This window comes from Micromonospora sp. NPDC000668, assembly GCF_042897975.1.
Taxonomy (GTDB): Bacteria; Actinomycetota; Actinomycetes; order Mycobacteriales; family Micromonosporaceae; genus Micromonospora.
On sequence record NZ_JBIAYP010000001.1, the window covers coordinates 452,049 to 472,775 of the forward strand.

The window sequence follows — 20,727 nt, forward strand, 5'->3', positions numbered from 1 at the left end:
GATCGAGAAGAAAGGACGATCAAGAACTTGCCGTGAGCAACTTGTCGCTAACCGTTGCCAGGCTGGGCAGCGTGCCTGCCAATCATTGTCAGGGGCGTGACAAGAACTGGGCAGGGATGCCCATCGATCCCGGGCGGTGCTGTGGCCGAGGACGACGAAGCGATGTTGGATGGGGCTGATCCGGCCGACGAGCCGTTCCCGCTGCTGATCGCGGTGACCCCATCGCCGACCGAGCGCATCCGGCTCGCGGAGCGCCTCGACGGCATCGCACCGCTGCTGCTGGTGGCCGACCTCGACGAGCTGCGCCGGCTGATCGCTGCTCCGCAACAGCTGGCCGGGACGCCACCCGAGCCAGCACCCGCCGCCGCGAGCGACGCCCTGGTCATCGACTCCGCCCGATCCACCGCCCGCTGCGAGGGCCGCGAGATCGACCTGACCCGGTTGGAGCACGACCTGCTGACCTGCCTGACGACCGCGCCGGTCCGGGTCTGGAGCTACGAAGAGCTGCACCGGTCGGTCTGGCGCGACGAGGGGCTGGAGCGCAAGGCGGACGTCCAGTCCCTGGTGAAGCGGCTGCGGCGCAAGCTACAGGACCTCGGCACCGGTGCCACGATCGAGGCGGTGCGGGGTGTCGGGTTGCGGCTGACCGACCGTCAGGAGCCGCGGATCGGCCGGGCCTGAACGCTGCCTGATGTGGGCAGTTCCGCGCTGCCTCGCCGGAGTCACCCTGGCGACGACGGGTCAGATCAGCCCGGCCCGGGTCCACAGCAGACGCCCTGGCCCAGCCACCAGGCCAACGCCCGCCAGGTTGGCGTGCACCCGCGCCGCCGACCAGTGCAGGGTGGCACGCCAGTGCGGGTTGGCGCGGGCAGCGGCCCGGCCGACCGCCGGTGGGATACCCACCGCCGCGTACGCGTCGGGATGGACCAGGCGGTTGGCGATCGTGTAGGCGGCCCGCCCGACCAACAGTCGGGCGTACGCCATGCCCACCGGGCCGGTGGCCGCGACTGCGCCGGCCAGCTCCTCGCGAGCGAACCGGACGTGTCGCGCCTCCTCGACCACGTGGATGCGGGAGACCATCCGGATGAGCGGCTGGAGCGACTCGTCTGCCATGATCTCGCGCTGGAACGCGTCGAGGATCTCCTCCGCGATGAGGATCGCGGCGTACATCCGGGGACCGCTGGCGGTGGCCTTCAGGAAGCGCCCGAGGTGGTGATCCACCGTGCTCGCCCGGTAGACGGGGCAGTCCATCGCCTCGATCAGCCGGCCGAACATGATGGAGTGCCGGCACTCGTCAGCCACCTCGGTCAGCGCGTACTGTGCCTGCGGACTGGTCGGGTCGGCGCCGTAGTACTCCCGGATCAGCATCTGCATGAGGATCGTCTCGAACCACAGCCCGGCGCTGGCCGCGCTGGCCACCTCGTGCTTGGTGAGCTCGACGCGCTGCTCCTCGCTGAGCTGCTCCCACAGCGGCGTGCCGTAGAGGCTGCTGCGGTGCGGCGGGAGCCAGTAGGCGCCCGGAGTGTGCGGGGCATCCCAGTCGATCTCGACAGTGGGGTCGTAGCTGGTCCGCAGTGAGGACGTGAGTAGTCGTTCGGCGACCGCCGCGCGCTCGGTCTCCGTCGGTGCGGCCTCCATGGCTCCTCCATATTGACGTGACGACCGGTAACTGTTACGAGTAGTAGCATGCAATCGCCGCTCACCGATGTCAATGCAACCGACCCGCCGCCCCCGCCCTCTGACGGCGATCCGAAGGCAAAGGGGAACGGCCGCCGGGACCGCTGGGCCGACCATCGTGAGCAACGAAGGCGGGAGCTGGTCGGGGCCGCCGTGCAGGCGTTGCTGCGGCACGGGCCGGGGGTCGACATGGACCAGGTGGCCGCCGCCGCAGGCGTCAGCAAACCGGTCCTCTACCGCTACTTCGCCGACAAGTCGCAGCTCTGGGTCGCGGTCAGCGAGGTGGTGGCGGCGCGCGTGGTCGACACCATCGCGCCGGCGGTAGCGCAGGTCCGCGAGGAACGTGACCTGGTCGAGGCGACGATCGACGCGTACCTCGGGGTGATCGAGTCGGAGCCGAGGCTCTACCGGTTCCTGATGCACCAGTCTGGCGACCCCGGCATCCACCAGGTGGTCGCCGGCACCAGCCGGCAGGTGGCCGCCGGGCTGGCCCGGGTGATCGGCGACCGGTTGCGTTCGCTGGGCCTGGACGCCGGTCCGGCGGAGCCGTGGGCGTACGGCCTGGTGGGCTTCGTGCAGGCGGTCGGCGACTGGTGGACCACGCACGGCCAGCCGATCAGCCGGGCGGCCCTCACCGATTACCTGACCGCTCTGCTGTGGAGCGGAATCGAGGGGGTACGGGCCAGCGCCGACCTGCCGCGCGAGCTCACCCGCGCCCACGAGCGGATCGTGCCGTGAGCTACCACGGCCCTGCGGCCGTCGAGGGCACCTCGGTCCGGGTGCACCTCAGTGGACGGTGGGAGCCGGTCGACGGCCGCTACCACTGGGGTGGGCGGATCGAGCCCGAGCCACGGGTGGCCCGCCTGCTGCGCTCCGGCCGGCGCGACGTCGAGTTACGCATCGCCGACCGCGTCCGGCCCGCCCGACTGGCCGAGGTCGACCCGTGGGGCGGCGTACGGATCACCGGCGTGGGCGATCCGCCCTGGCCGCAGTTGGCCGAACCGGGTGCCGTGTCCGAGCCTCTGGAGGAGTGATGGAATCAGACGTTGCCATTATCGGCGCCGGTTTCGGCGGTCTGGGCGCCGCCATCCGGCTCCAGCGGGCCGGCTTCACCGACTACCTCGTCTTCGACCGGGGTGACGACGTCGGGGGCACCTGGCGTGACAACAGCTACCCCGGCTGCGCCTGCGACGTCCCGTCGCACCTCTACTCCTTCTCCTTCGCCCCCAACCCCCGCTGGTCGAACACCTTCTCCAGCCAGCCGGAGATCTGGGACTACCTGCGCGGCTGCGTCGACCGCTTCGGCATACGCCCGAAGTTGCGGCTGCGCCACGAGGTGCGGGTTGCGAGCTGGGACGACCAGCGCCAACGCTGGCTGCTGCGCACCTCCGGCGGCGACCACACCGCCCGGGTCCTGATCTGTGCGGCCGGCCCGCTCAGCGACCCCGCCATCCCCGACCTGCCCGGGATCGACGAGTTCGCCGGCACGGTGTTCCACTCCGCCCGTTGGCAACACGACCACGACCTGACCGGCCGCCGCGTCGCGGTCATCGGCACCGGCGCCTCGGCGGTCCAGCTCGTGCCACAGATCCAGCCGACGGTCGAGAAGCTGACGCTGTTCCAGCGCACCCCCGCGTGGATCATGCCGAGGCTGTCGCGCCGGATCAGCCGGGTCGAGCAGGCCGTGTTCCGCACCGTGCCCGGCGCGCAGCGGGCCGCCCGGGCAGGGCTCTATCTGGTACGCGAAACCATGGGCCTGGGCTTCCTGCACCCGGCGGTCAACCGGCTCGCCTCGCGGCTGTCCCTGCGTACGCTGCGGCGTCAGGTCACCGACCCGCAGCTGCGGGACAAGCTCACCCCTCGGTACGCGATGGGCTGCAAGCGGGTCCTGATCTCCAACGACTACTGGCCGTCGCTCACCCGGCCGAACGTCGACGTGGTCACCGCCGGCATCGCTCGGATCGTGCCGGATGGCCTGGTTACCGCCGACGGCGGACACCACCGGGCGGACACCATCATCCTCGGCACCGGCTTCCACGTCACCGACTCCCCGGTCGTGCGGCGCATCCACGGCCGTGGCGGGCGCAGTCTGGGCGAGGCCTGGACCCCCAGCATGCACGCGTACCGGGGCACCACCATCGCCGGCTTCCCCAACCTGTTCTTCCTGCTCGGCCCGAACACCGGGCTCGGCCACACCTCCGTGGTGTTGATGATCGAGGCGCAGCTGCACCTGGTGCTCGCGGCCCTGCGGCACATGTGGGCCAAGGGCATCCAGGCCATCGAGCCCACCGCGGAGGCGCAACGACGCTGGACCGAACGGATCGACCGGAAGATGACCGGCACCGTCTGGCAGACCGGTTGTTCGAGCTGGTACCTCGACGCCACCGGCCGCAACACCACCATCTGGCCGGGCTTCGCCACCAGCTTCCGGATGCGGCTGCGCCGGTTCCGCCCGGCCGACTACCGGATCGCCACGGCCGGCAACACCCCCAACGATCCGGAACGGGAGCACGCCGATGCGGTATGACCTGGCGGGCAAGACCATGCTCATCACCGGCGCGGCACGCGGCATCGGGGCGCAGATGGCCCGCGAGGCCGTCGCCCGCGGCGCCCAGGTCGCCGTCGTGGGTCTGGAAGGCGAGCTGCTCAAGCAGCTCGGCGCCGACCTCGATGCGCACTGGTACGAGTGCGACGTCACCGACCAGGCGGCGCTGGACGCCGCGGTGGCCTCCACGGTGGACCGCTTCGGCGGCATCGACGTGGTCGTGGCGAACGCGGGCATCGCGAACCTCGGTACCGTCGCCGTGGGGCCGGTCGACGCGTTGGTCCGTACCGTCGAGGTGAACCTCTGCGGCGCGATCCGCACGGTCAGCGCGGCGCTTCCCCACGTCACCGCCGCCCGTGGCCACGTCCTGATCGTCTCGTCAGCCGCCGCCTTCACGGCGATGCCCGGCATGGCCGCCTACTGCGCGTCCAAGGCGGGCGTGGAGCAGTTCGCCAACGTGCTGCGCCTGGAGACCCGCGCACGCGGCGTCACCGTCGGCACCGCACATCCGATCTGGATCGACACCGACCTGGTCCGCGACATCCGTGACGACCTGGCGTCGTTCCGCACCGCGCTGCGCCGGCTGCCGTGGCCGCTGTCCACCGTCGTACCCGTCGAGCAGTGCGTCGACGCCCTGCTGCGCGGCATCGAGCGCCGCAAACGCAAGGTGTACGTGCCACGGTCGCTCGCCATGGTGCAGGCGCTGCGGCCGGTGGTGCTGAGCGGCCTCTCGGACGCGTTGATCACCCGGTTCGGCGGCCAGACGATGGTCGGCCAGATGGAGGACGAGGTACGCCAGCTCGGGCGTTCCTTCGGCAGGACGTCGGTGGGAGGGCAGTCATGACCGTTCACTTCCGTCGCGCGGGCAGCGGTGAGCCGCTCGTGCTCATCCACGGCATCGGTCACCGCCACCAGGCCTGGGAGCCGGTGTTCGACCGACTCACCGCCCACCACGAGGTGATCGCGCTCGACCTGCCCGGCTTCGGGAACTCCCCGGTGCCCGGCGCCGGCATGCCCGCCGACATGGCCGCCACCGTGGCCTCGGTCCTACCGGTCCTGACCGGGTGGGGGCTGGAGCGTCCGCATGTGGCCGGCTACAGCCTCGGTGGGGCGATCGGCCTGGAGCTTGCCGCCACCGGGGCGGTCGCCTCGGCCACCGCCTTCTCCCCCGCCGGCTTCTTCACGCCGGCGGAGCGCCGACGGGCGCTGGCCATCCTCAAGATCTTGCGGGCCAACTCGTACCTGCCCACCCCGATCATGCGGCTCGCGCTGCGCTCGGCGTACCTGCGGGCGTTGTGCTTCGCGCCGCTGATGGCCCGCCCGGCGCTGCTGGACGTCGACCGCGCGCTGGGCGACGCGCTCGCCCTGCGGCGAGGGCTCGGCTTCAACGCCGTGGCCCGAGCCGCCCGCCACTACCGCTTCGACTGCCCCCGGCTGTCCGACGCGACGGTGCCGGTGACCATCGGCTGGGGCGACTGCGACCGCATCTTCGGCGTCCACCAGGCCGAGCGTGCCCGGGCCGGCCTGCCGGCAGCCCGGGTGGTGACGCTGCCCCGCTGCGGGCACGTGCCGATGAGCGACGACCCGGACCTGGTCGCCGCGCTCATCCTGGAGACCACCGGCGCCGTGCCCCGCACCGAGCGACCGGACCCGTCGGTGGTCGCCTAGGCAGCGCGGGTCAGGAAAATCACTTCACAGACTAAAAACTTGCAGCCTCCGCAAGTTGGCTCCTAGCCTCGCTCGCGTGACCGACACCGACCACGCTGCCACCGGGCGTCGGGACCGCAAGAAGCGGCTGACGCGGGCCGCGCTGACCGCCGCCGCGCTGCGGCTGGTCGCCGAACGCGGCTTGGAGCACGTGACGGTGGAGGAGATCAGCGAGGCCGCCGACGTCTCCTCGCGTACCTTCTTCAACTACTTCACCTGCAAGGACGAGGCGCTCACCGACGACCCGGCGCTCGACGGCACCCCGGTCGTGGCGCGTCTGGCCGCCGTCCCTGCGCAGGTGCCGGCGTTGCAGGCGGTCCGGCTCGCCCTCGACGAGGCGATCGACACGATGCAGGCCGACCGGGAGTTGTGGCGGCTGCGGCTGGCCGTGATCGCCCAGAACCCCGCGCTGCTGCCGCGGCTGATAGCCGGCAACATCGCGACCGAGCGGGCCATGGTCACGGTCATCGCCACCCGCCTCGGCGTAGGTCCCGACCACGGCCTCCCGCCGCTGATCATCGCTGTCACCAGTGCCTCCTTCCACACCGCGATGCTGCGCTGGGCCGCCAGCGACGACACCCGCCCCCTGCGCGACTTCGTGGACGAGGCGTTCGCCGCCGTCGCCGCCGGCCTTCCGGATCCGCCACACCCCTCCTGACCCCACCAGTCCCCGCCCCGCCGCATCAGCTCCGGGGCCAGTCACTCCGCTACAAACCCGACAAGGGAGCGTCAATGACCACAACCGCCCCGCCCGCCGACACCGCCGATGTCGGCACGCGCATGTCGCGTCGGGAGGTTCTCCAGGCCCTTTCCGGCCTGATGGTCGGCATGTTCGTGTCCATCCTCGCCTCCACGGTGGTGGCGAACGCGCTGCCGCGGATCATCGCCGATCTGAACGGCAGCCAGACGGTCTACACGTGGATCGTCACCAGCGAACTGCTCGCCATGACGGCCACGGTGCCGCTGTGGGGCAAGATGGCCGACCTGTACAGCAAGAAGCTGCTGATCCAGCTCTCCCTGGGACTGTTCGTGGTGGGTTCACTCATCGCGGGCTTCACGCCGAACGTCGAGGTGCTGCTGCTCAGCCGTGTCGTCCAGGGCGTTGGCGCCGGCGGCATGACGGCGCTGGCCACGATCGTCATGGCGGCGATGATCCCGCCGCGTGAGCTGGGCCGCTACGCCGGCATCTTCGGCGCGGTCTTCGGTGTCGGCACCATCGCCGGTCCGCTGATCGGTGGCCTGCTCGTCGACACGTCTTGGCTGGGCTGGCGGTGGTGCTTCCTGATCGGGGTCCCGTTCAGCATCATCTCCATCGCCCTGCTGCAGCGCACCCTGCACCTGCCGGTCGTCCGCCGGAAGGCCAAGATCGACTGGGTGGGCGCCCTGCTCATCACCTCGGGCGTCTCCACGCTGCTGATCTGGTCGTCCCTGGCCGGGAACAAGTTCGACTGGGCCTCCGGCTGGACGGCCCTGATGGTCATCGGCGGTCTGGTCCTGCTGGCGCTGGCCGTGGCCGTCGAGTCGCGGGCGGCGGAGCCGATCGTCCCGTTGGACATCTTCCGCAACCGCACGGTCTCGCTGGCCACGATCGCCAGCGTGCTGGTCGGTGTGGCGATGTTCGGCGGCACCGTCTTCCTGTCCCAGTACTTCCAGATCTCGCTGGGCAAGTCGCCGACCGTCGCGGGCCTGATGAGCCTTCCGATGATCTTCGGTCTGCTCGTCTCGTCGACGGTGGCCGGCCAGCTCATCACGAAGTACGGCCGGTGGAAGGCCTATCTGGTGGCCGGCGCCGCGGTGATGACCGTCGGGATGCTGCTCCTGGGCACCATCGACGCCGACACCAGCGTCGTCGTCCTGTCGATCTACATGGCCGTGCTGGGCATCGGCGTCGGCATGCTCATGCAGAACCTCGTGCTCGCCGCGCAGAACGACGTTCCGGCCCACGAACTCGGCGCCACCACCTCGGCGCTGACGTTCTTCCGCAGCATGGGCGGCGCCATCGGGGTCAGCGCCCTCGGCGCGGTGCTGGCGAGCCGGGTGACCTCGCTGACGGCCGAGCGGCTCGGCCCGGCGGCGACGGCCGGCGGCGGCTCCGCTGAGGTGCCCGACCTGTCCACCCTGCCTGAGCCGGTGCTGCGCATCGTGCAGGACGTGTACGGCATCGCCACCGCCGACCTCTTCCTGGTCGGCGCGCCGTTCGCGCTGCTCGCGCTGATCGTCGTGCTGTTCATCAAGGAGAAGCCGCTGCACACCCTCAGCGGGGACGAACGACGCGCCCAGGATGAGGCGGCCGCAAAGGCCGCGATTCACTGAGCCGTACGACAGCACAACGGGGGCGGGCCGGTTGGCCCGCCCCCGTTCTGCGCCCACACCGCTGGCCGCCCCGTGACGTGGCCGCGTTTTTCGGTATCGACAAGCTGTGAACCGGTTGCCACGTAACGTGAAGTACAGCCGGCCAACGGCTGACGCCGGACGTGCGCCGGGCCGCCACTGTGGCGGCACCGCTCGGCCAACTGCCGGGAGTCCGGCGAGATTCCCGACCCGGCCTGATCCGGGTATGCGCGGATTCTGCCCAGTAGGCAGGACGACGTTGCGAGGCTTCGGACAGCTCTGCACCGCCGCCGGCCTACTCAGCCGCAGGAGGTGCGGACCATGCTGTCGGTATTCGATCCTCGGCACACTGTCGCTCCCCCGGGATACAGCCGCTGGCTCATCCCGACCGCGGCACTGGCCGTGCACGTGTGCATTGGCCAGGTCTACGCGACGAGCGTCTACAAGAACTCCCTCATCGCGCACTTCGACACCAGTCAGACGGCGATCGGGGCGATCTTCAGTATCGCCATCGTCATGCTGGGTTCGTCCGCGGCCGTGGGTGGCAGGTGGGTGGAGCGGAACGGACCGCGCCGGGCGATGTTCGTCTCCGCCTGTTTCTGGGCCGTGGGGTTCCTGGTCGGCGCGCTCGGCATCGCGACCCATCAGCTCTGGCTGCTCTACCTCGGATACGGCGTCATCGGCGGCATCGGGCTCGGCATCGGCTACATCTCGCCCGTCTCCACACTGATCAAGTGGTTCCCGGACCGGCCCGGCCTCGCCACCGGGCTTGCCATCATGGGGTTCGGCGGTGGCGCCCTGGTCGCCGGCCCGCTCGCGCGCCAACTGCTCTCCCTCTACGACTCCGGCTACAACCCGAACAACCCTGCTGCTGTGGCGTCGGGGCATGCCCTGGTGGCACTCTTCGTCACGTTCGGCATCGGCTACTTCGTGATCATGATGTTCGGCCCGTTCAACGTCCGGGTTCCTCCGCCGGACTGGCGGCCCGCCGGGTTCGACCCCGCGACCGTCGCCACCCGGCCTCTGGTGACGAGGGCGAGTGTGTCCGCGACGAACGCCGTACGTACCCGGTCGTTCTGGCTGCTGTGGATCGTGCTGTTCTGCAACGTCACGGCGGGCATCGGCATCCTGGAGCAGGCCAGCCCGATGATCCAGGACTTCTTCCGGGACAACGGGACCACCGCCATCTCGGTGTCCGCGGCGGCCGGTTTCGTGGGGGTGCTGTCGCTGTTCAACATGGCCGGGCGATTCGTCTGGTCGACGACGTCGGACCTCATCGGCCGCAAGCCCATCTACATGGTCTACCTCGGCGTCGGCATGGTGCTGTACGCACTGCTCGCCGTGGCCGGCCACTCCGCGACCGCGGTCTTCGTGCTGATCGCCGCCGCGATCATCTCCTTCTACGGCGGTGGCTTCGCCACCATGCCCGCCTACCTGCGCGACCTCTTCGGCACCTTCCAGGTCGGCGCCATCCACGGCCGGCTGCTGACCGCCTGGTCGGCCGCGGGCGTCGCCGGCCCGTTGATCGTCAACGGGATCCTCGACACGCAGGGCAAGCCCGGCACGCTCACCGCGTCGGCGTACCGGCCCGCGCTGTTCACCATGGTCGGCATCCTCGCCGTCGGGTTCATCGCGAACCTGCTGGTCCGTTCCGTGCCAGCGCGGTTCCATGAACCCGACCGGGGACCAACGTCCCCCGTGGCGCGCGCCAGCGTCACCGAGCCGGTCGCCCTCGGCCCGGAGAGCAGGCCCCCGGTGCCCGAGCACGTCGGTACCCAGACCGGGCGGCTCTGGTTGTCGTGGCTGCTGGTCGCGGCGCTACTCGGATACGGCATCGTCCAGACCGCCATCACCGCCGCGAAGCTGTTCACCGGCTGATGTCGTCCGCACCCGGGCGGGGAGGGTTGTCGAGCTGCGGCCCGAGGCGCTCAGGGCTGGTGGGGCGCAGCCGAGCCGTTCTGATCGAGCCGCTCCCGTTGTGGCACGACCGTGTACCTCGGATCGCGTGCCGACGCCCTTCCCGCCTCGAAAACGCCGAACCGGGTGGCGACGGACGATGCCACGAGGGCCGCGCCGGAGATCACCGACAGGGCCCGGTTGCGTCGGCTGAGCAGCGCCGCCGCGGTGCCCACGGCGAGCAGAGCGCGTCCCGCCTTGACCAACCGGCCGCTGCGTCCGTGCGCGTAGGGCTCGCCGGTCAGTCCCTGCCGCTCCAACTGACGCCCGCCGCCCAGCTCGATGGCCGCGGCGGCCAGGGCGAGTCGTCGCACGGGGTCGGTCTCCGCGGCCGGTGCCGCGATCAGTGCGACCCCGGACGCGGCGGCGAGCGCGCTGCCGGCGAAGACGAACGGAAGCGACGGGTAGGCGTCGTGCCAGGACGGTACGGCGGTGTCGGCGAGCAGCACCCCGGTGTACGTGGCCAGCGCTGGCGCGGTGGCCGCGGCGGCCAGGCCGGCGACGTTGCCGACGGGCGGTGCGATCCGGCGGGCGAGGCCGAACACACCGTGCTGCGGGAGCAGCGGCGCGAGTTCGGCGACTGCGGCCACACCGGCCAACGGCCCGAACGCGGCGAGGATCCAGGTGCCGACCGACATCGGTGAGGTCAGCTTGGCCACCCGGAGCATGTGGTGGAACCGGTCCGGCCGCCCAAGGTCGTGGACCAGCAGGTACGTGCTGGCGGCGACGCCGCCGAGGGCCGTCCAGCGGCCGACCTTGCGCAGGCCGGGCCGTCCGGTCAGTTGGGCGCCCGCTCCGATCAGCGCACTTCCGGCGGCGAGGCCGCCGGTGAACAGGTAGCCGGCGATGTCGTGCTTCCACACCGGCGGTTTGAGGACCGGCCGGCCGTAGTAGGAGGTGAAGTCGGCCGGCGGCACCGCGAGCTGCTCGCCGCCGTCGCCGCGCCGCCTGCCGGGCTGGCGCTTCCCGTCAGGCCGGTCGAGGCCGGCCTGGAACTCGCGGAACCGGGCGCCGACCGGCTCGTTCGATGGTGTCGCGTCGGTCATGGCCGCCTGCCCAGGAACGCGACCGCCGTGGCGACCGCCATCGTCATCGCCGCCAGGCCGGCGCGCTTCCACATGGCCGGCAGGTCCCGGGTGGTCACCACCGGATCCGGCGGCAGCCCATACACCTCGGGCTCGTCCAGCAACAGGAAGAACGCCCCGTCACCACCAACACCATCGTTCGGATCATGCCCGTACAACCGCGCCTCGGGCACCCCCCGCTCGTGCAACGTCTCGACCCGCGCGGCAGCCCGCTCCCGCAACTCATCCAACGGCCCGTACTGGATCGACTCCGTCGGACACGCCTGCGCACACGCCGGGGTCATCCCCGCACCCAGCCGGTCGTAGCACAACGTGCACTTCCACGCCCGACCATCATCCTTACGCTGATCGATCACACCGTAGGGGCACGCCGAGATGCAGTAACCACAGCCGTTACAGATGTCCTCCTGCACCACCACCGTCCCGAACTCCGTCCGGAACAACGAACCCGTCGGACAGACATCCAGGCAGGCCGCGTGCGTGCAGTGCTTACACACGTCCGACATCATCAACCAACGGAAATCCGTACGCTCCTCCGCGCCGGTGCCCCGACCCGGCGGCTGCGCACCCGGCATCCCGAGGAACTCCGGCCCGGCGGCCATCCGGGCCGCCGCCGGCGGCGAGCCGGGCGGCAGACCCGGATCCGTCCCGGTGTCGGTGCTGGTGTGCGCGGCGACCGCCGCCGTTTCCGGGCTGACCGGCGGTCCGTCCGGGTTGTCTTCGAACGCCGGGGTCGCCCAACCGACCGGGCGGGACTGTTCGACGAACGCGACGTGCCGCCACGCGTTCGCGGTCAGCGCCCCGGTGTTGTCGTAGGACATGCCGAGCAGGTCCAGGCCGGAGCCGGGGACGTTGTTCCACTCCTTGCAGGCGACCTCGCAGGCCTTGCAGCCGATGCAGACGCTGGTGTCGGTGAAGAACCCCATCCGCGGCGGGGCGTCCTCGTAGCCGGCGTCGGGCGCCGGGTCGAGCGGTCCGTACAGGCTGTTGGCGTGGGGCATCGGTCAGACCTCCGGGTCGCGGCCGCTGTCGGCGGCGTCGGTCGTGACCTGCGGTGGATAGTGCGGGCTGAGATCCCCCGACCGCCGCCGGTAGTCGACGAGGAGGTCCAGCAGGCCCTGGCCTCTCGGGCGTCGACCGGGCCGAACGTCACAGGTCCCGACCTTGCTCTCCTGGATCAGGACGTTCGGGTCGAGGCTGATGCCGAACAGGTCGTTGGCCGAGTCGCCGGTCACCAGACCCTCGAAGCCGAAGTGGTACGGCAACCAGACCTGATGGATGATCCGGCCGTCCACCCGCAGCGGGGTGAGCCGGTCGGTCACCAGCACCCGTGCCTCGATGGCCGCGCGGGCGCTGACCAGGTGGGCCCAGCCCAGGTGGTTGAGCCCTCGTTCGACCGCCAGTTCCGGCGACACCTCGACGAACATCTCCGGTTGCAGCTCGGCCAGCGGGCCGACCGTGCGGCTCATCGCGCCCGCGGTGTGGTGTTCGGTGAGCCGGCTGACCGTGAACACGTACGGAAACACCTCGCTGTACGGCTCCGGTGGGCTCGGGTTGAGCGTGTTGATCGGGTGCGTGTAGACCTTGCGGGTCGGGTTGGCCTGCTGGCGGTAGAGCGGGTTGCGCACCGGTGACTCGACCGGCTCGTAATGGGTGGGCATCGGCCCGTCGAGCACGCCGGTGGGCGCGTACAGCCAGCCCTTGCCGTCGCCCTGGAGGACGAACGGGTCGTCACCGGCGATCCCGGCCACGCCTGAGGAGTCCGGGGGCGGCCGGTAGGACGGTGGTTTGGTCTTCTCGAAGTCCGGCACGTCGTAGCCGGTCCACTCGGCCTTCTGCGGGTCCCACCAGACGTACTTCTTACGCTCACTCCACGGTTTGCCGTCCGGGTCGGCGGAGGCACGGTTGTAGAGGATCCGCCGGTTCGCCGGCCAGGCCCAACCCCACTCCGCAGCGACCCAGTCCTGCTCCGCGCCGGGCTTGCGGCGGGCGGCCTGGTTGACGCCGTCGGCGTAGACGCCGGTGTAGATCCAGCAGCCGCTGGCGGTGGAACCATCGTCCTTCATCTCGGTGAACGTCGACAGCGGCCGGCCGCTGGCCACCTCGTAGCCGTTGATCTCGTACAGCACCGATTCGGCGCTCGGCTCGGCATTCGGCCCGTGCGTCGGGTAGTGCCAGTTCAGGTCGAGCAGCGCCCGGTCGCGGGGCTGCGTTGACTGTGCCAGTCGTTCCCGGATGATGCGGCCGAGGTGGTAGAAGAACCACAGCTCGGAGCGGGCGTCGCCTGGGGGTTCGACGGCCTTCTCGCGCCATTGCAGCAGCCGTTGGGTCTGGGTGAAGGTGCCCTCCTTCTCCACGTGCGAGGCGGCGGGTAGGAAGAACACCTCTGTACGGCACTCCTCGGGCATGATCTCGCCGGTCTCGATCTCCGGCGCATGCTGCCAGAACGTGGCGCTTTCGATCATGAACAGGTCACGGACCACCAACCAGTCGAGGTTGGCCATGCCGAGGCGCTGGGCGCGCCCGTGCGCGGAGCCGACGGCCGGGTTCTGCCCGAGCAGGAAGTACCCCTTGATCTTGCCGTCGATCATGTTGAGCACCTGTTGGTACGTCCCGTGGTCGCCGGTCATCCGGGGCATGTAGCCGTAGCAGTAGTCGTTCTCGGCGGTGGCCGCGTCGCCCCAGTACGCCTTGAGCAGGTTCACCCCGTAGGCGCGGGCGTTACCCCAGTAGCCTTTCTGGCCGGGGTGGCGGATGCTGTCGACCCACTGGTCCAGGCTCGGGTGGTCGGCGTGGTGTGGCATCGGAAGGTAGCCGGGCAGCAGGTTGAACAGGGTCGGGATGTCGGTGGAGCCCTGGATGCTGGCGTGCCCGCGCAGGGCCATGACCCCACCGCCGGGGCGGCCCATGTTGCCGAGCAGCAGTTGGATGATCGCGCCGGTGCGGATGTACTGCACGCCCACGCTGTGCTGCGTCCAACCCACCGAGTAGATCAGCATCCCGGTACGTTCCCGGCCGGAATTCGCCGTCCAGGCCTGCGCCAGTTCCAGGAACTTCTCCTGCGGAATGCCGCAGACGCGTTCCACCATCTCCGGGGTGTACCGGGCATAGTGCCGCTTGAGGATCTGGTAGACGCACCGCGGATGCTGCAACGTCTCGTCCCGCTGGGTCTGCGAGTCGACCGGTGCGCCGTGCGACTCGTGCTCCAGCCCGGCGGCGGTCTCCCGCTGTGTCTCGGTGTCGCGGGTCGGGACGTTCTGCCCGTGCCCCTCGTACCGCCAGCTGGACTGGTCGTAGCTGGCGTTCTCCTCCTTGAAGCCGGAGAAGAGCCCGTGCAGATCCTCGGTGTCGCGGAACTCGTCGGTCACGATCGTGGCGGCGTTGGTGTAGGCGACCACGTACTCGCGGAAGTCGAGTTCGTTGTCCAGGATGTAGCGCACCACCCCACCCAGCAGGGCGATATCCGTGCCCGCCCGGATCGGCAGGTACGAGTCGGCCAACGCGCTGGTCCGGGTGAACCGCGGATCGACATGGAACACCTTCGCGCCGCGCCGCTTGGCCTCCATCACCCACTGGAAACCCACCGGGTGCGCCTCAGCCATGTTCGAACCCTGGATGACGATCACGTCAGCGTTGGCGATGTCCTGCTGAAAGGCCGTCGCACCGCCACGACCGAAGCTGGTCCCCAGACCGGGGACGGTGGAGGAGTGTCAAATACGGGCCTGGTTCTCGATCTGGAGCGCCCCCATCGCGGTGAACAACTTCTTGATGAGGTAATTCTCCTCGTTGTCCAGCGTCGCCCCACCCAGACTGGAGATACCCAACGTCCGGTTCAGCGGCCGACCCTGCGCGTCGACGTCCTCCCAGGTCTCCTCCCGGGCCGCCAACACCCGGTCGGCGATCATGTTCATCGCCGTGTCGAGATCGAGGTCCTCCCACTCCGTGCCGTAAGGCCGGCGGTAGCGGACCGTGGTCTGCCGCAATGGGCTGGTCACCAGGCTCTTGCTGGCCGCGCCCTTCGGACAGAGCCGACCCCGCGAGATCGGACTGTCCGGGTCGCCCTCGATCTGACTGACCTGCCCGTCCTTGACGAACACCCGCTGACCGCAACCGACGGCACAGTAGGGACAGACGGACTTGGCCACCGAGTCGGCCGTGTCGGTGCGGGCGGTGAGCGACAGGGAGCCGGCGGACTTGGCCGCGGCACCTCGACCGAGCGGGTCCGTGCCGGTGAGCTGACGGTAGAGCGGCCAGCTTTCGACCCAGCGGTGCACCCCCATCGCTGCACCTTTCCGACGAAAGCGATAAAACATGAACAGACTGACAATAGATGAGTAGCCGTCCGGCCCGCAGCGGATCCCGCAGCAACCGCTCGTACGCCAGGGTGCGGCGACCACCGTGCCGATCCCTCGCGGTCGATCAGGAATGGTGGATCGGGGTTTCCAGGTCGCTGAGCGGGCGACCCGAGCCGCCCCAGGCCTGGGCGACGATCTCGGCGGCGATCGCCACGGCCGTCTCCTCCGGCGTTCGCGCGCCCACGTCCAGCCCGATGGGCGAGGAGAGCCGGGCCAGCGCGGCCTCGCTCACGCCGGCCTCGCGCAGCCGTCGCAGCCGGTCCACGTGCGTACGCCGGCTGCCCATCGCGCCGATGTAGCGAGCCGGGGTGTGCAGGGCGACCTCAAGCAGCGGTACGTCGAACTTCGGGTCGTGGGTCAGGACGCAGAGCACCGTACGGTCGTCGACGGACGTCGACTCCAGGTACCTGTGCGGCCATTGGACGACGAGGTCGTCGGCGTCCGGGAAGCGCGTACGGGTGGTGAACACCGGGCGGGCGTCGCAGACCGTGACGTGGTAGCCGAGGAACCGGCCGATCCGGGCCATCGCGGCGGCGAAGTCGATCGCCCCAAAGATGATCATGCGGGGTGGGGGCACGTACGACTGCACGAACACGGACACGTCGTCGAGTCGCTCCTCCCCCTGCCGGCCCAGGTGCACCGTGCCGGTGGCGCCGAGGGCGAGCATGCCGGCCGCCTGCCGGGCCACCGCGTCGTCCAGGTCGCCCGCGCCGAGGCTGCCCGCGACCCGGTCGGGCCAGATCACCAGTTGCGCGTTCTCCACCGAAGCCGTGGCGACCGGCCGGCCGTCGCGGATCGCGGCGAGCACCTCGTCGGGCTCGGTCAGGGCGACGTCCGGCTGAACCAGGATCTGGATGGTGCCGCCGCAGGTCAGGCCGACGTCGAACGCGTCGTCGTCGCTGACGCCGAAGGTCTCGGTGCGGGCCTCGCCGGTCTCGACGGAGGTCAGGCAGAGGTCGTAGACGGCCCCCTCGACGCAGCCGCCGGAGATGCTGCCCAGGACCTCGCCGTGGGCGGAGACGGCCATCGCCGCGCCGGCCTGCCGAGGCGCCGACTGCCAGGTGCGGACGACGGTCGCGACGGCGAACGCGACACCGGCCGTGCGCCAGCCCGTCAACCCGTCGACGATGTCCCGCATGGCCGCACGATCCGTGAGCCCCGGTGGCACCGTCAACGGCGACCTAAGCAGTTGCTTAGGTCGCCGTTGACTTTGGCCCGCGCCGGGATGAGATTTTCCCGGACTGCGGAGGTGCGACATGCAGGTGCCGGCACCGTTCGAGTACGAGCGAGCCACCAGTGTGGACCATGCAATCAGCCTGTTGGAGCGGCTGGGCGGCACAGCACGCCTGATCGCCGGCGGGCACAGCCTGCTGCCGATGATGAAGCTGCGGCTGGCCAACTTCGACTACCTGATCGACATCAACGATCTGCACGCCGAACTCGGCTACATCGAGACAGGCCCGGACGAGGTACGGATCGGCGCGCTCACCCGGCATCGGGAGCTGCTCGACTCCACCGAGCTGGCCGCGGCGTTCCCCATCTTCGCCGACGCCGAGCGGGTGATCGCCGACCCGGTGGTACGCAACCGGGGCACGCTGGGCGGCTCGCTCTGCCAGGCCGACCCGTCCGAGGATCTCTCGGCGGTCTGCACGACGCTGGACGCGCGGTGCGTGATCCGTGGTCCGGGCGGTGCGGAGCGCGTCGTGTCCATGGAGGAGTTCCACGTCGGGCCATACGAGACGGCCGTCGCCGACGGCGAAATCCTGGTCGAGATCCGGCTGCCGGTGCGGCCGGGCTGCGGCAGCGCGTACGAGAAGGTCGAGCGCCGGGCCGGCGACTGGGCCGTGGTGTCGGCCGGCGCGGCGGTGTGGCTCGACGACGGCGCGATCGTGGACGCCCGGGTCGGGCTCGCGGCGGTCGGCCCGAACACGACGGGCATCCCGGAGATCTCCGCGACGCTGCGCGGCCAGGAGCCCTCGGAGAGTCTGTTCGAGCAGGCCGGGGCGATCGCTGCGGGTAGCTGCGACCCGGCGACTGACCAGCGCGGCAGCGCCGACTACAAGCGGCATCTGGCCGCCGAGCTGACCAGGCGGACCCTGCGCCGGGCCGTCGAACGGGCGAGGAGCTGAGCATGCAGGTCACGATGACCGTCAACGACGTCGAGGTCACCCGCGAGATCGAGGCCCGGCTGCTGCTGGTGCACTTCCTGCGGGACGTGCTGGGCCTGACCGGCACGCACTGGGGCTGCGACACCAGCAACTGCGGCACCTGCGTGGTCTGGCTGGACGGCGAGCCGGTGAAGTCGTGCACGGTGCTCGCCGCGATGGCCGGCGGCCACCAGGTGCGCACCGTCGAAGGTCTCGCCAGGGGCGCCGAGCTCGACCCGATCCAGCAGGGCTTCATGCAGTGCCACGGCCTGCAGTGCGGCTTCTGCACGCCGGGGATGATGATGACCGCGCGGGCGCTGCTCGACCGGAACCCGGACCCGAGCGAGACGGAGATCCGCGAGGCGATCTCGGGTCAGATCTGCCGGTGCACGGGTTACGCCACGATCGTCCGCTCGGTCCGGTGGGCCGCCGTGGCCGAGGCGGAGGCCGCAGCCCGGGTCACCGAGACCACCGAATCGACCGAAGCCGGCGAGATCGCCGACGCCGGCCAGCCCGCGGAGGCCGTCGCATGACAACCGTGCACGAGCGCGTGGACACCTTCCACGACAACGACCAGAAGCCCGTCGGGTACGGCCGGATGCTGCGCAAGGAGGATCCGCGGTTCATCCGCGGTCGCGGCCGGTACGTCGACGACGTTCAACTGCCCGGCATGCTGCACCTCGCGATCCTCCGGTCGCCGGTGGCGCACGCCCGGATCATCAGCATCGACACGAGCGCCGCCGAGGCGTCACCCGGGGTCAAGGCGGTGGTGACCGGGGCGATGCTGGCGCAGCAGGGCCTGGCCTGGATGCCGACCCTGTCCAACGACGTACAGGCCGTGCTCGCCACCGACAAGGTGCGCTTCCAGGGCCAGGAGGTCGCGTTCGTCGTCGCCGAGGACCGGTACGCGGCGCGCGACGCGCTGGAGCTGATCGACGTCGAGTACGACGTCCTCGACCCGGTGATCGACGCCCGTCGCGCGCTGGAGCCGGGTGCCCCGCTGATCCGCGACGACCTCGCGGACAAGGCGAACAACCACTGCTTCGACTGGGAGACCGGCGACGAGGCGGCCACGGAGGCGGTGTTCGCGCGCGCCGACGTCGTGGTGACGCAGGATCTCGTCTATCCCCGGGTGCATCCGGCGCCGATGGAGACGTGTGGGGCGGTCGCCGACCTCGATGCCGTCGACGGCAAGCTGCGGCTCTGGTCGACCACCCAGGCGCCGCACGCGCACCGCACCCTCTACGCCATCGTGGCGGGCATCCCCGAGCACAAGATCCAGGTGATCTCGCCGGACATCGGCGGCGGGTTCGGCAACAAGGTGCCGATCTACCCCGGGTACGTCTGCGCGATCGTCGCCTCGATCGTCACCGGCAAGCCGGTGAAGTGGATGGAGGACCGGTCGGAGAACCTGATCAGCACCGGCTTCGCCCGCGACTACATCATGCGCGGTGAGATCGCGGCGACCCGCGACGGCCGGATCCTCGGCATCCGCACCAATGTGCTGGCCGACCACGGCGCCTTCAACGGCACCGCCGCGCCGGTGAAGTACCCGGCCGGCTTCTTCGGGGTCTTCACCGGCAGCTACGACATCGAGGCCGCCTACTGCAAGATGACGGCGGTCTACACCAACAAGGCGCCCGGCGGCGTGGCGTACGCCTGCTCGTTCCGGATCACCGAGGCCGTCTACCTGGTCGAGCGGATCGTCGACTGCCTCGCCGACGAGCTGGGCATGGACCCGGCCAAGCTGCGGCTGAAGAACTTCATCCAGCCGGAGCAGTTCCCGTACACGACAAAGACCGGCTGGGTGTACGACTCGGGCAACTACGAGCCGACGATGCGGCTGGCGATGGAGATGGCCGGCTACGACGAGTTGCGCCGCGAGCAGGCGGAGAAGCGGGCCCGGGGCGAGCTGATGGGCATCGGCATCGCGTTCTTCACCGAGGCGGTCGGCGCCGGCCCTCGCAAGGACATGGACATTCTCGGGCTGGGCATGGCGGACGGCTGCGAGCTGCGCGTCCACCCGACCGGCAAGGCCGTGGTACGGCTCAGCGTGCAGTCCCAGGGCCAGGGGCACGAGACGACGTTCGCGCAGATCGTCGCCGAGGAGATCGGGATCCCGCCGGCCGACATCGAGGTGCTGCACGGCGACACGGACAACACCCCGTTCGGCCTCGGCACGTACGGCAGCCGTTCGACGCCCGTGTCGGGTGCGGCGGCGGCACTGGTGGCCCGCAAGGTCCGGGACAAGGCCCGGATCATCGCCTCGGGCATGCTCGAGGTCTCGGTGGCCGACCTGGAGTGGGACAAGGGCGCGTTCCACGTCAAGGGCGACCCGGGCACGTCCGTCACGATCCAGGACATCGCCCTGCGCGCGCACGGCGCCGGTGATCTGCCCGAGGGCATCGAGGGTGGGCTCGAGGCGCAGATCTGCTACAACCCGTCCAACCTGACGTACCCGCACGGCGCGTACATCTGCGTTGTGGACATCGACCCGGGCACCGCGCAGGTGACGGTGCGGCGGTTCATCGCGGTCGACGACTGCGGCACCCGGATCAACCCGATGATCATCGAGGGGCAGGTGCACGGCGGGTTGACCGACGGGGTCGGCATGGCGCTGATGGAGATGATCGCGTTCGACGAGGACGGCAACTGCCTCGGCGCGTCGCTGATGGACTACCTGATCCCGACGTCGCTGGAGGTGCCCGACTGGGAGACCGGCTTCACCGTCACCCCGTCGCCGCACCACCCGATCGGCGCGAAGGGTGTGGGCGAGTCCGCCACGGTGGGTTCGCCGCCAGCCATCGTCAACGCCGTCGTGGACGCCCTGAAGCCCTTCGGCGTACGGCACGCCGACATGCCGCTGACGCCGTCGCGGGTCTGGGACGCGATGCGCGGCCAGGCCCGTCCGCCGATCTGAGGGA

The 20,727-nt window shown here is 70.4% G+C and carries 17 protein-coding genes; 12 read left to right on the top strand and 5 right to left on the bottom strand.

All coding sequences use genetic code 11. The features are described from left to right. Window positions 1-162 precede the first annotated feature (162 nt). Window positions 163-681, top strand: a complete 519-nt coding sequence (locus tag ACFY29_RS02105; protein WP_328415841.1) for a winged helix-turn-helix domain-containing protein — start codon at window positions 163-165, stop codon at window positions 679-681. Between the two features lie 60 nt (window positions 682-741). Here ACFY29_RS02105 and ACFY29_RS02110 read toward each other — a convergent pair whose 3' ends face one another. After that, on the bottom strand, window positions 742-1,638 hold the full coding sequence (locus tag ACFY29_RS02110) for a diiron oxygenase (RefSeq protein WP_386982623.1): 897 nt from the start codon (window positions 1,636-1,638) through the stop codon (window positions 742-744). Between the two features lie 48 nt (window positions 1,639-1,686). Here ACFY29_RS02110 and ACFY29_RS02115 point away from each other — a divergent pair, with 48 nt between their 5' ends. The 8 genes from ACFY29_RS02115 (at window position 1,687) to ACFY29_RS02150 (ending at window position 10,138) form a co-directional block, all read left to right on the top strand. Next, window positions 1,687-2,415 (top strand): TetR/AcrR family transcriptional regulator, encoded by a 729-nt coding sequence (locus ACFY29_RS02115; protein WP_328415838.1) that lies wholly within the window; start codon window positions 1,687-1,689, stop codon window positions 2,413-2,415. Continuing rightward, entirely contained in the window at window positions 2,412-2,711 is a 300-nt protein-coding gene (locus tag ACFY29_RS02120) for a DUF4873 domain-containing protein (protein ID WP_386982625.1), read from the top strand. The genes ACFY29_RS02115 and ACFY29_RS02120 overlap by 4 nt, the downstream gene beginning before the upstream one ends. After that, window positions 2,711-4,204 carry a flavin-containing monooxygenase gene (locus tag ACFY29_RS02125; RefSeq protein WP_386982627.1) on the top strand — a complete coding sequence of 498 codons (1,494 nt, stop codon included), beginning with the start codon at window positions 2,711-2,713 and terminating at the stop codon, window positions 4,202-4,204. Before ACFY29_RS02120 ends, ACFY29_RS02125 begins: the two co-directional genes overlap by 1 nt. Further along, the gene (locus ACFY29_RS02130; protein WP_386982629.1) at window positions 4,194-5,066 is read left to right on the top strand and encodes an SDR family oxidoreductase; all 873 of its coding nucleotides are present in this window, start codon (window positions 4,194-4,196) and stop codon (window positions 5,064-5,066) included. The genes ACFY29_RS02125 and ACFY29_RS02130 overlap by 11 nt, the downstream gene beginning before the upstream one ends. After that, a complete protein-coding gene (locus ACFY29_RS02135; RefSeq protein ID WP_386982631.1) occupies window positions 5,063-5,890 on the top strand; it encodes an alpha/beta fold hydrolase in 828 nt (275 codons plus the stop codon). The genes ACFY29_RS02130 and ACFY29_RS02135 overlap by 4 nt, the downstream gene beginning before the upstream one ends. 76 nt (window positions 5,891-5,966) lie before the next feature. After that, the gene (locus tag ACFY29_RS02140) at window positions 5,967-6,587 is read left to right on the top strand and encodes a TetR family transcriptional regulator (RefSeq protein ID WP_355613872.1); all 621 of its coding nucleotides are present in this window, start codon (window positions 5,967-5,969) and stop codon (window positions 6,585-6,587) included. A 74-nt stretch (window positions 6,588-6,661) separates the two neighbouring features. After that, a complete protein-coding gene (locus ACFY29_RS02145; protein WP_386982633.1) occupies window positions 6,662-8,242 on the top strand; it encodes an MDR family MFS transporter in 1,581 nt (526 codons plus the stop codon). 339 nt (window positions 8,243-8,581) lie between these two features. After that, window positions 8,582-10,138 (top strand): OFA family MFS transporter, encoded by a 1,557-nt coding sequence (locus ACFY29_RS02150; RefSeq protein ID WP_355613870.1) that lies wholly within the window; start codon window positions 8,582-8,584, stop codon window positions 10,136-10,138. A 50-nt stretch (window positions 10,139-10,188) separates the two neighbouring features. On the opposite strand, the gene nrfD is transcribed toward ACFY29_RS02150, so the two are convergent. The 4 genes from nrfD to ACFY29_RS02170 all read right to left on the bottom strand — a co-directional run bounded on the left by nrfD (window position 10,189) and on the right by ACFY29_RS02170 (window position 16,794). Then, window positions 10,189-11,262, bottom strand: coding sequence for an NrfD/PsrC family molybdoenzyme membrane anchor subunit (gene nrfD, locus ACFY29_RS02155; protein ID WP_386982636.1), 1,074 nt, complete (start codon window positions 11,260-11,262; stop codon window positions 10,189-10,191). After that, window positions 11,259-12,302: a 4Fe-4S dicluster domain-containing protein gene (locus ACFY29_RS02160; RefSeq protein ID WP_386982638.1), complete on the bottom strand. Its 1,044-nt coding sequence runs from the start codon at window positions 12,300-12,302 to the stop codon at window positions 11,259-11,261. Before ACFY29_RS02160 ends, nrfD begins: the two co-directional genes overlap by 4 nt. A 3-nt stretch (window positions 12,303-12,305) precedes the next feature. Continuing rightward, window positions 12,306-15,581: a formate dehydrogenase gene (gene fdh, locus ACFY29_RS02165; RefSeq protein WP_386982640.1), complete on the bottom strand. Its 3,276-nt coding sequence runs from the start codon at window positions 15,579-15,581 to the stop codon at window positions 12,306-12,308. Between the two features lie 139 nt (window positions 15,582-15,720). Further along, window positions 15,721-16,794, bottom strand: a complete 1,074-nt coding sequence (locus tag ACFY29_RS02170; protein WP_386982642.1) for an XdhC family protein — start codon at window positions 16,792-16,794, stop codon at window positions 15,721-15,723. A gap of 118 nt (window positions 16,795-16,912) precedes the next feature. Here ACFY29_RS02170 and ACFY29_RS02175 point away from each other — a divergent pair, with 118 nt between their 5' ends. Genes ACFY29_RS02175 through ACFY29_RS02185 form a run of 3 tightly spaced genes read left to right on the top strand, consistent with a single transcriptional unit; the run spans window position 16,913 to window position 20,723 of the window. Beyond that, on the top strand, window positions 16,913-17,785 hold the full coding sequence (locus ACFY29_RS02175) for an FAD binding domain-containing protein (protein WP_386982644.1): 873 nt from the start codon (window positions 16,913-16,915) through the stop codon (window positions 17,783-17,785). A 2-nt stretch (window positions 17,786-17,787) separates the two neighbouring features. Continuing rightward, window positions 17,788-18,336 carry a (2Fe-2S)-binding protein gene (locus ACFY29_RS02180; RefSeq protein WP_328415812.1) on the top strand — a complete coding sequence of 183 codons (549 nt, stop codon included), beginning with the start codon at window positions 17,788-17,790 and terminating at the stop codon, window positions 18,334-18,336. Then, on the top strand, window positions 18,333-20,723 hold the full coding sequence (locus ACFY29_RS02185) for an aerobic carbon-monoxide dehydrogenase large subunit (RefSeq protein WP_386982646.1): 2,391 nt from the start codon (window positions 18,333-18,335) through the stop codon (window positions 20,721-20,723). The genes ACFY29_RS02180 and ACFY29_RS02185 overlap by 4 nt, the downstream gene beginning before the upstream one ends. Window positions 20,724-20,727 lie beyond the last annotated feature (4 nt).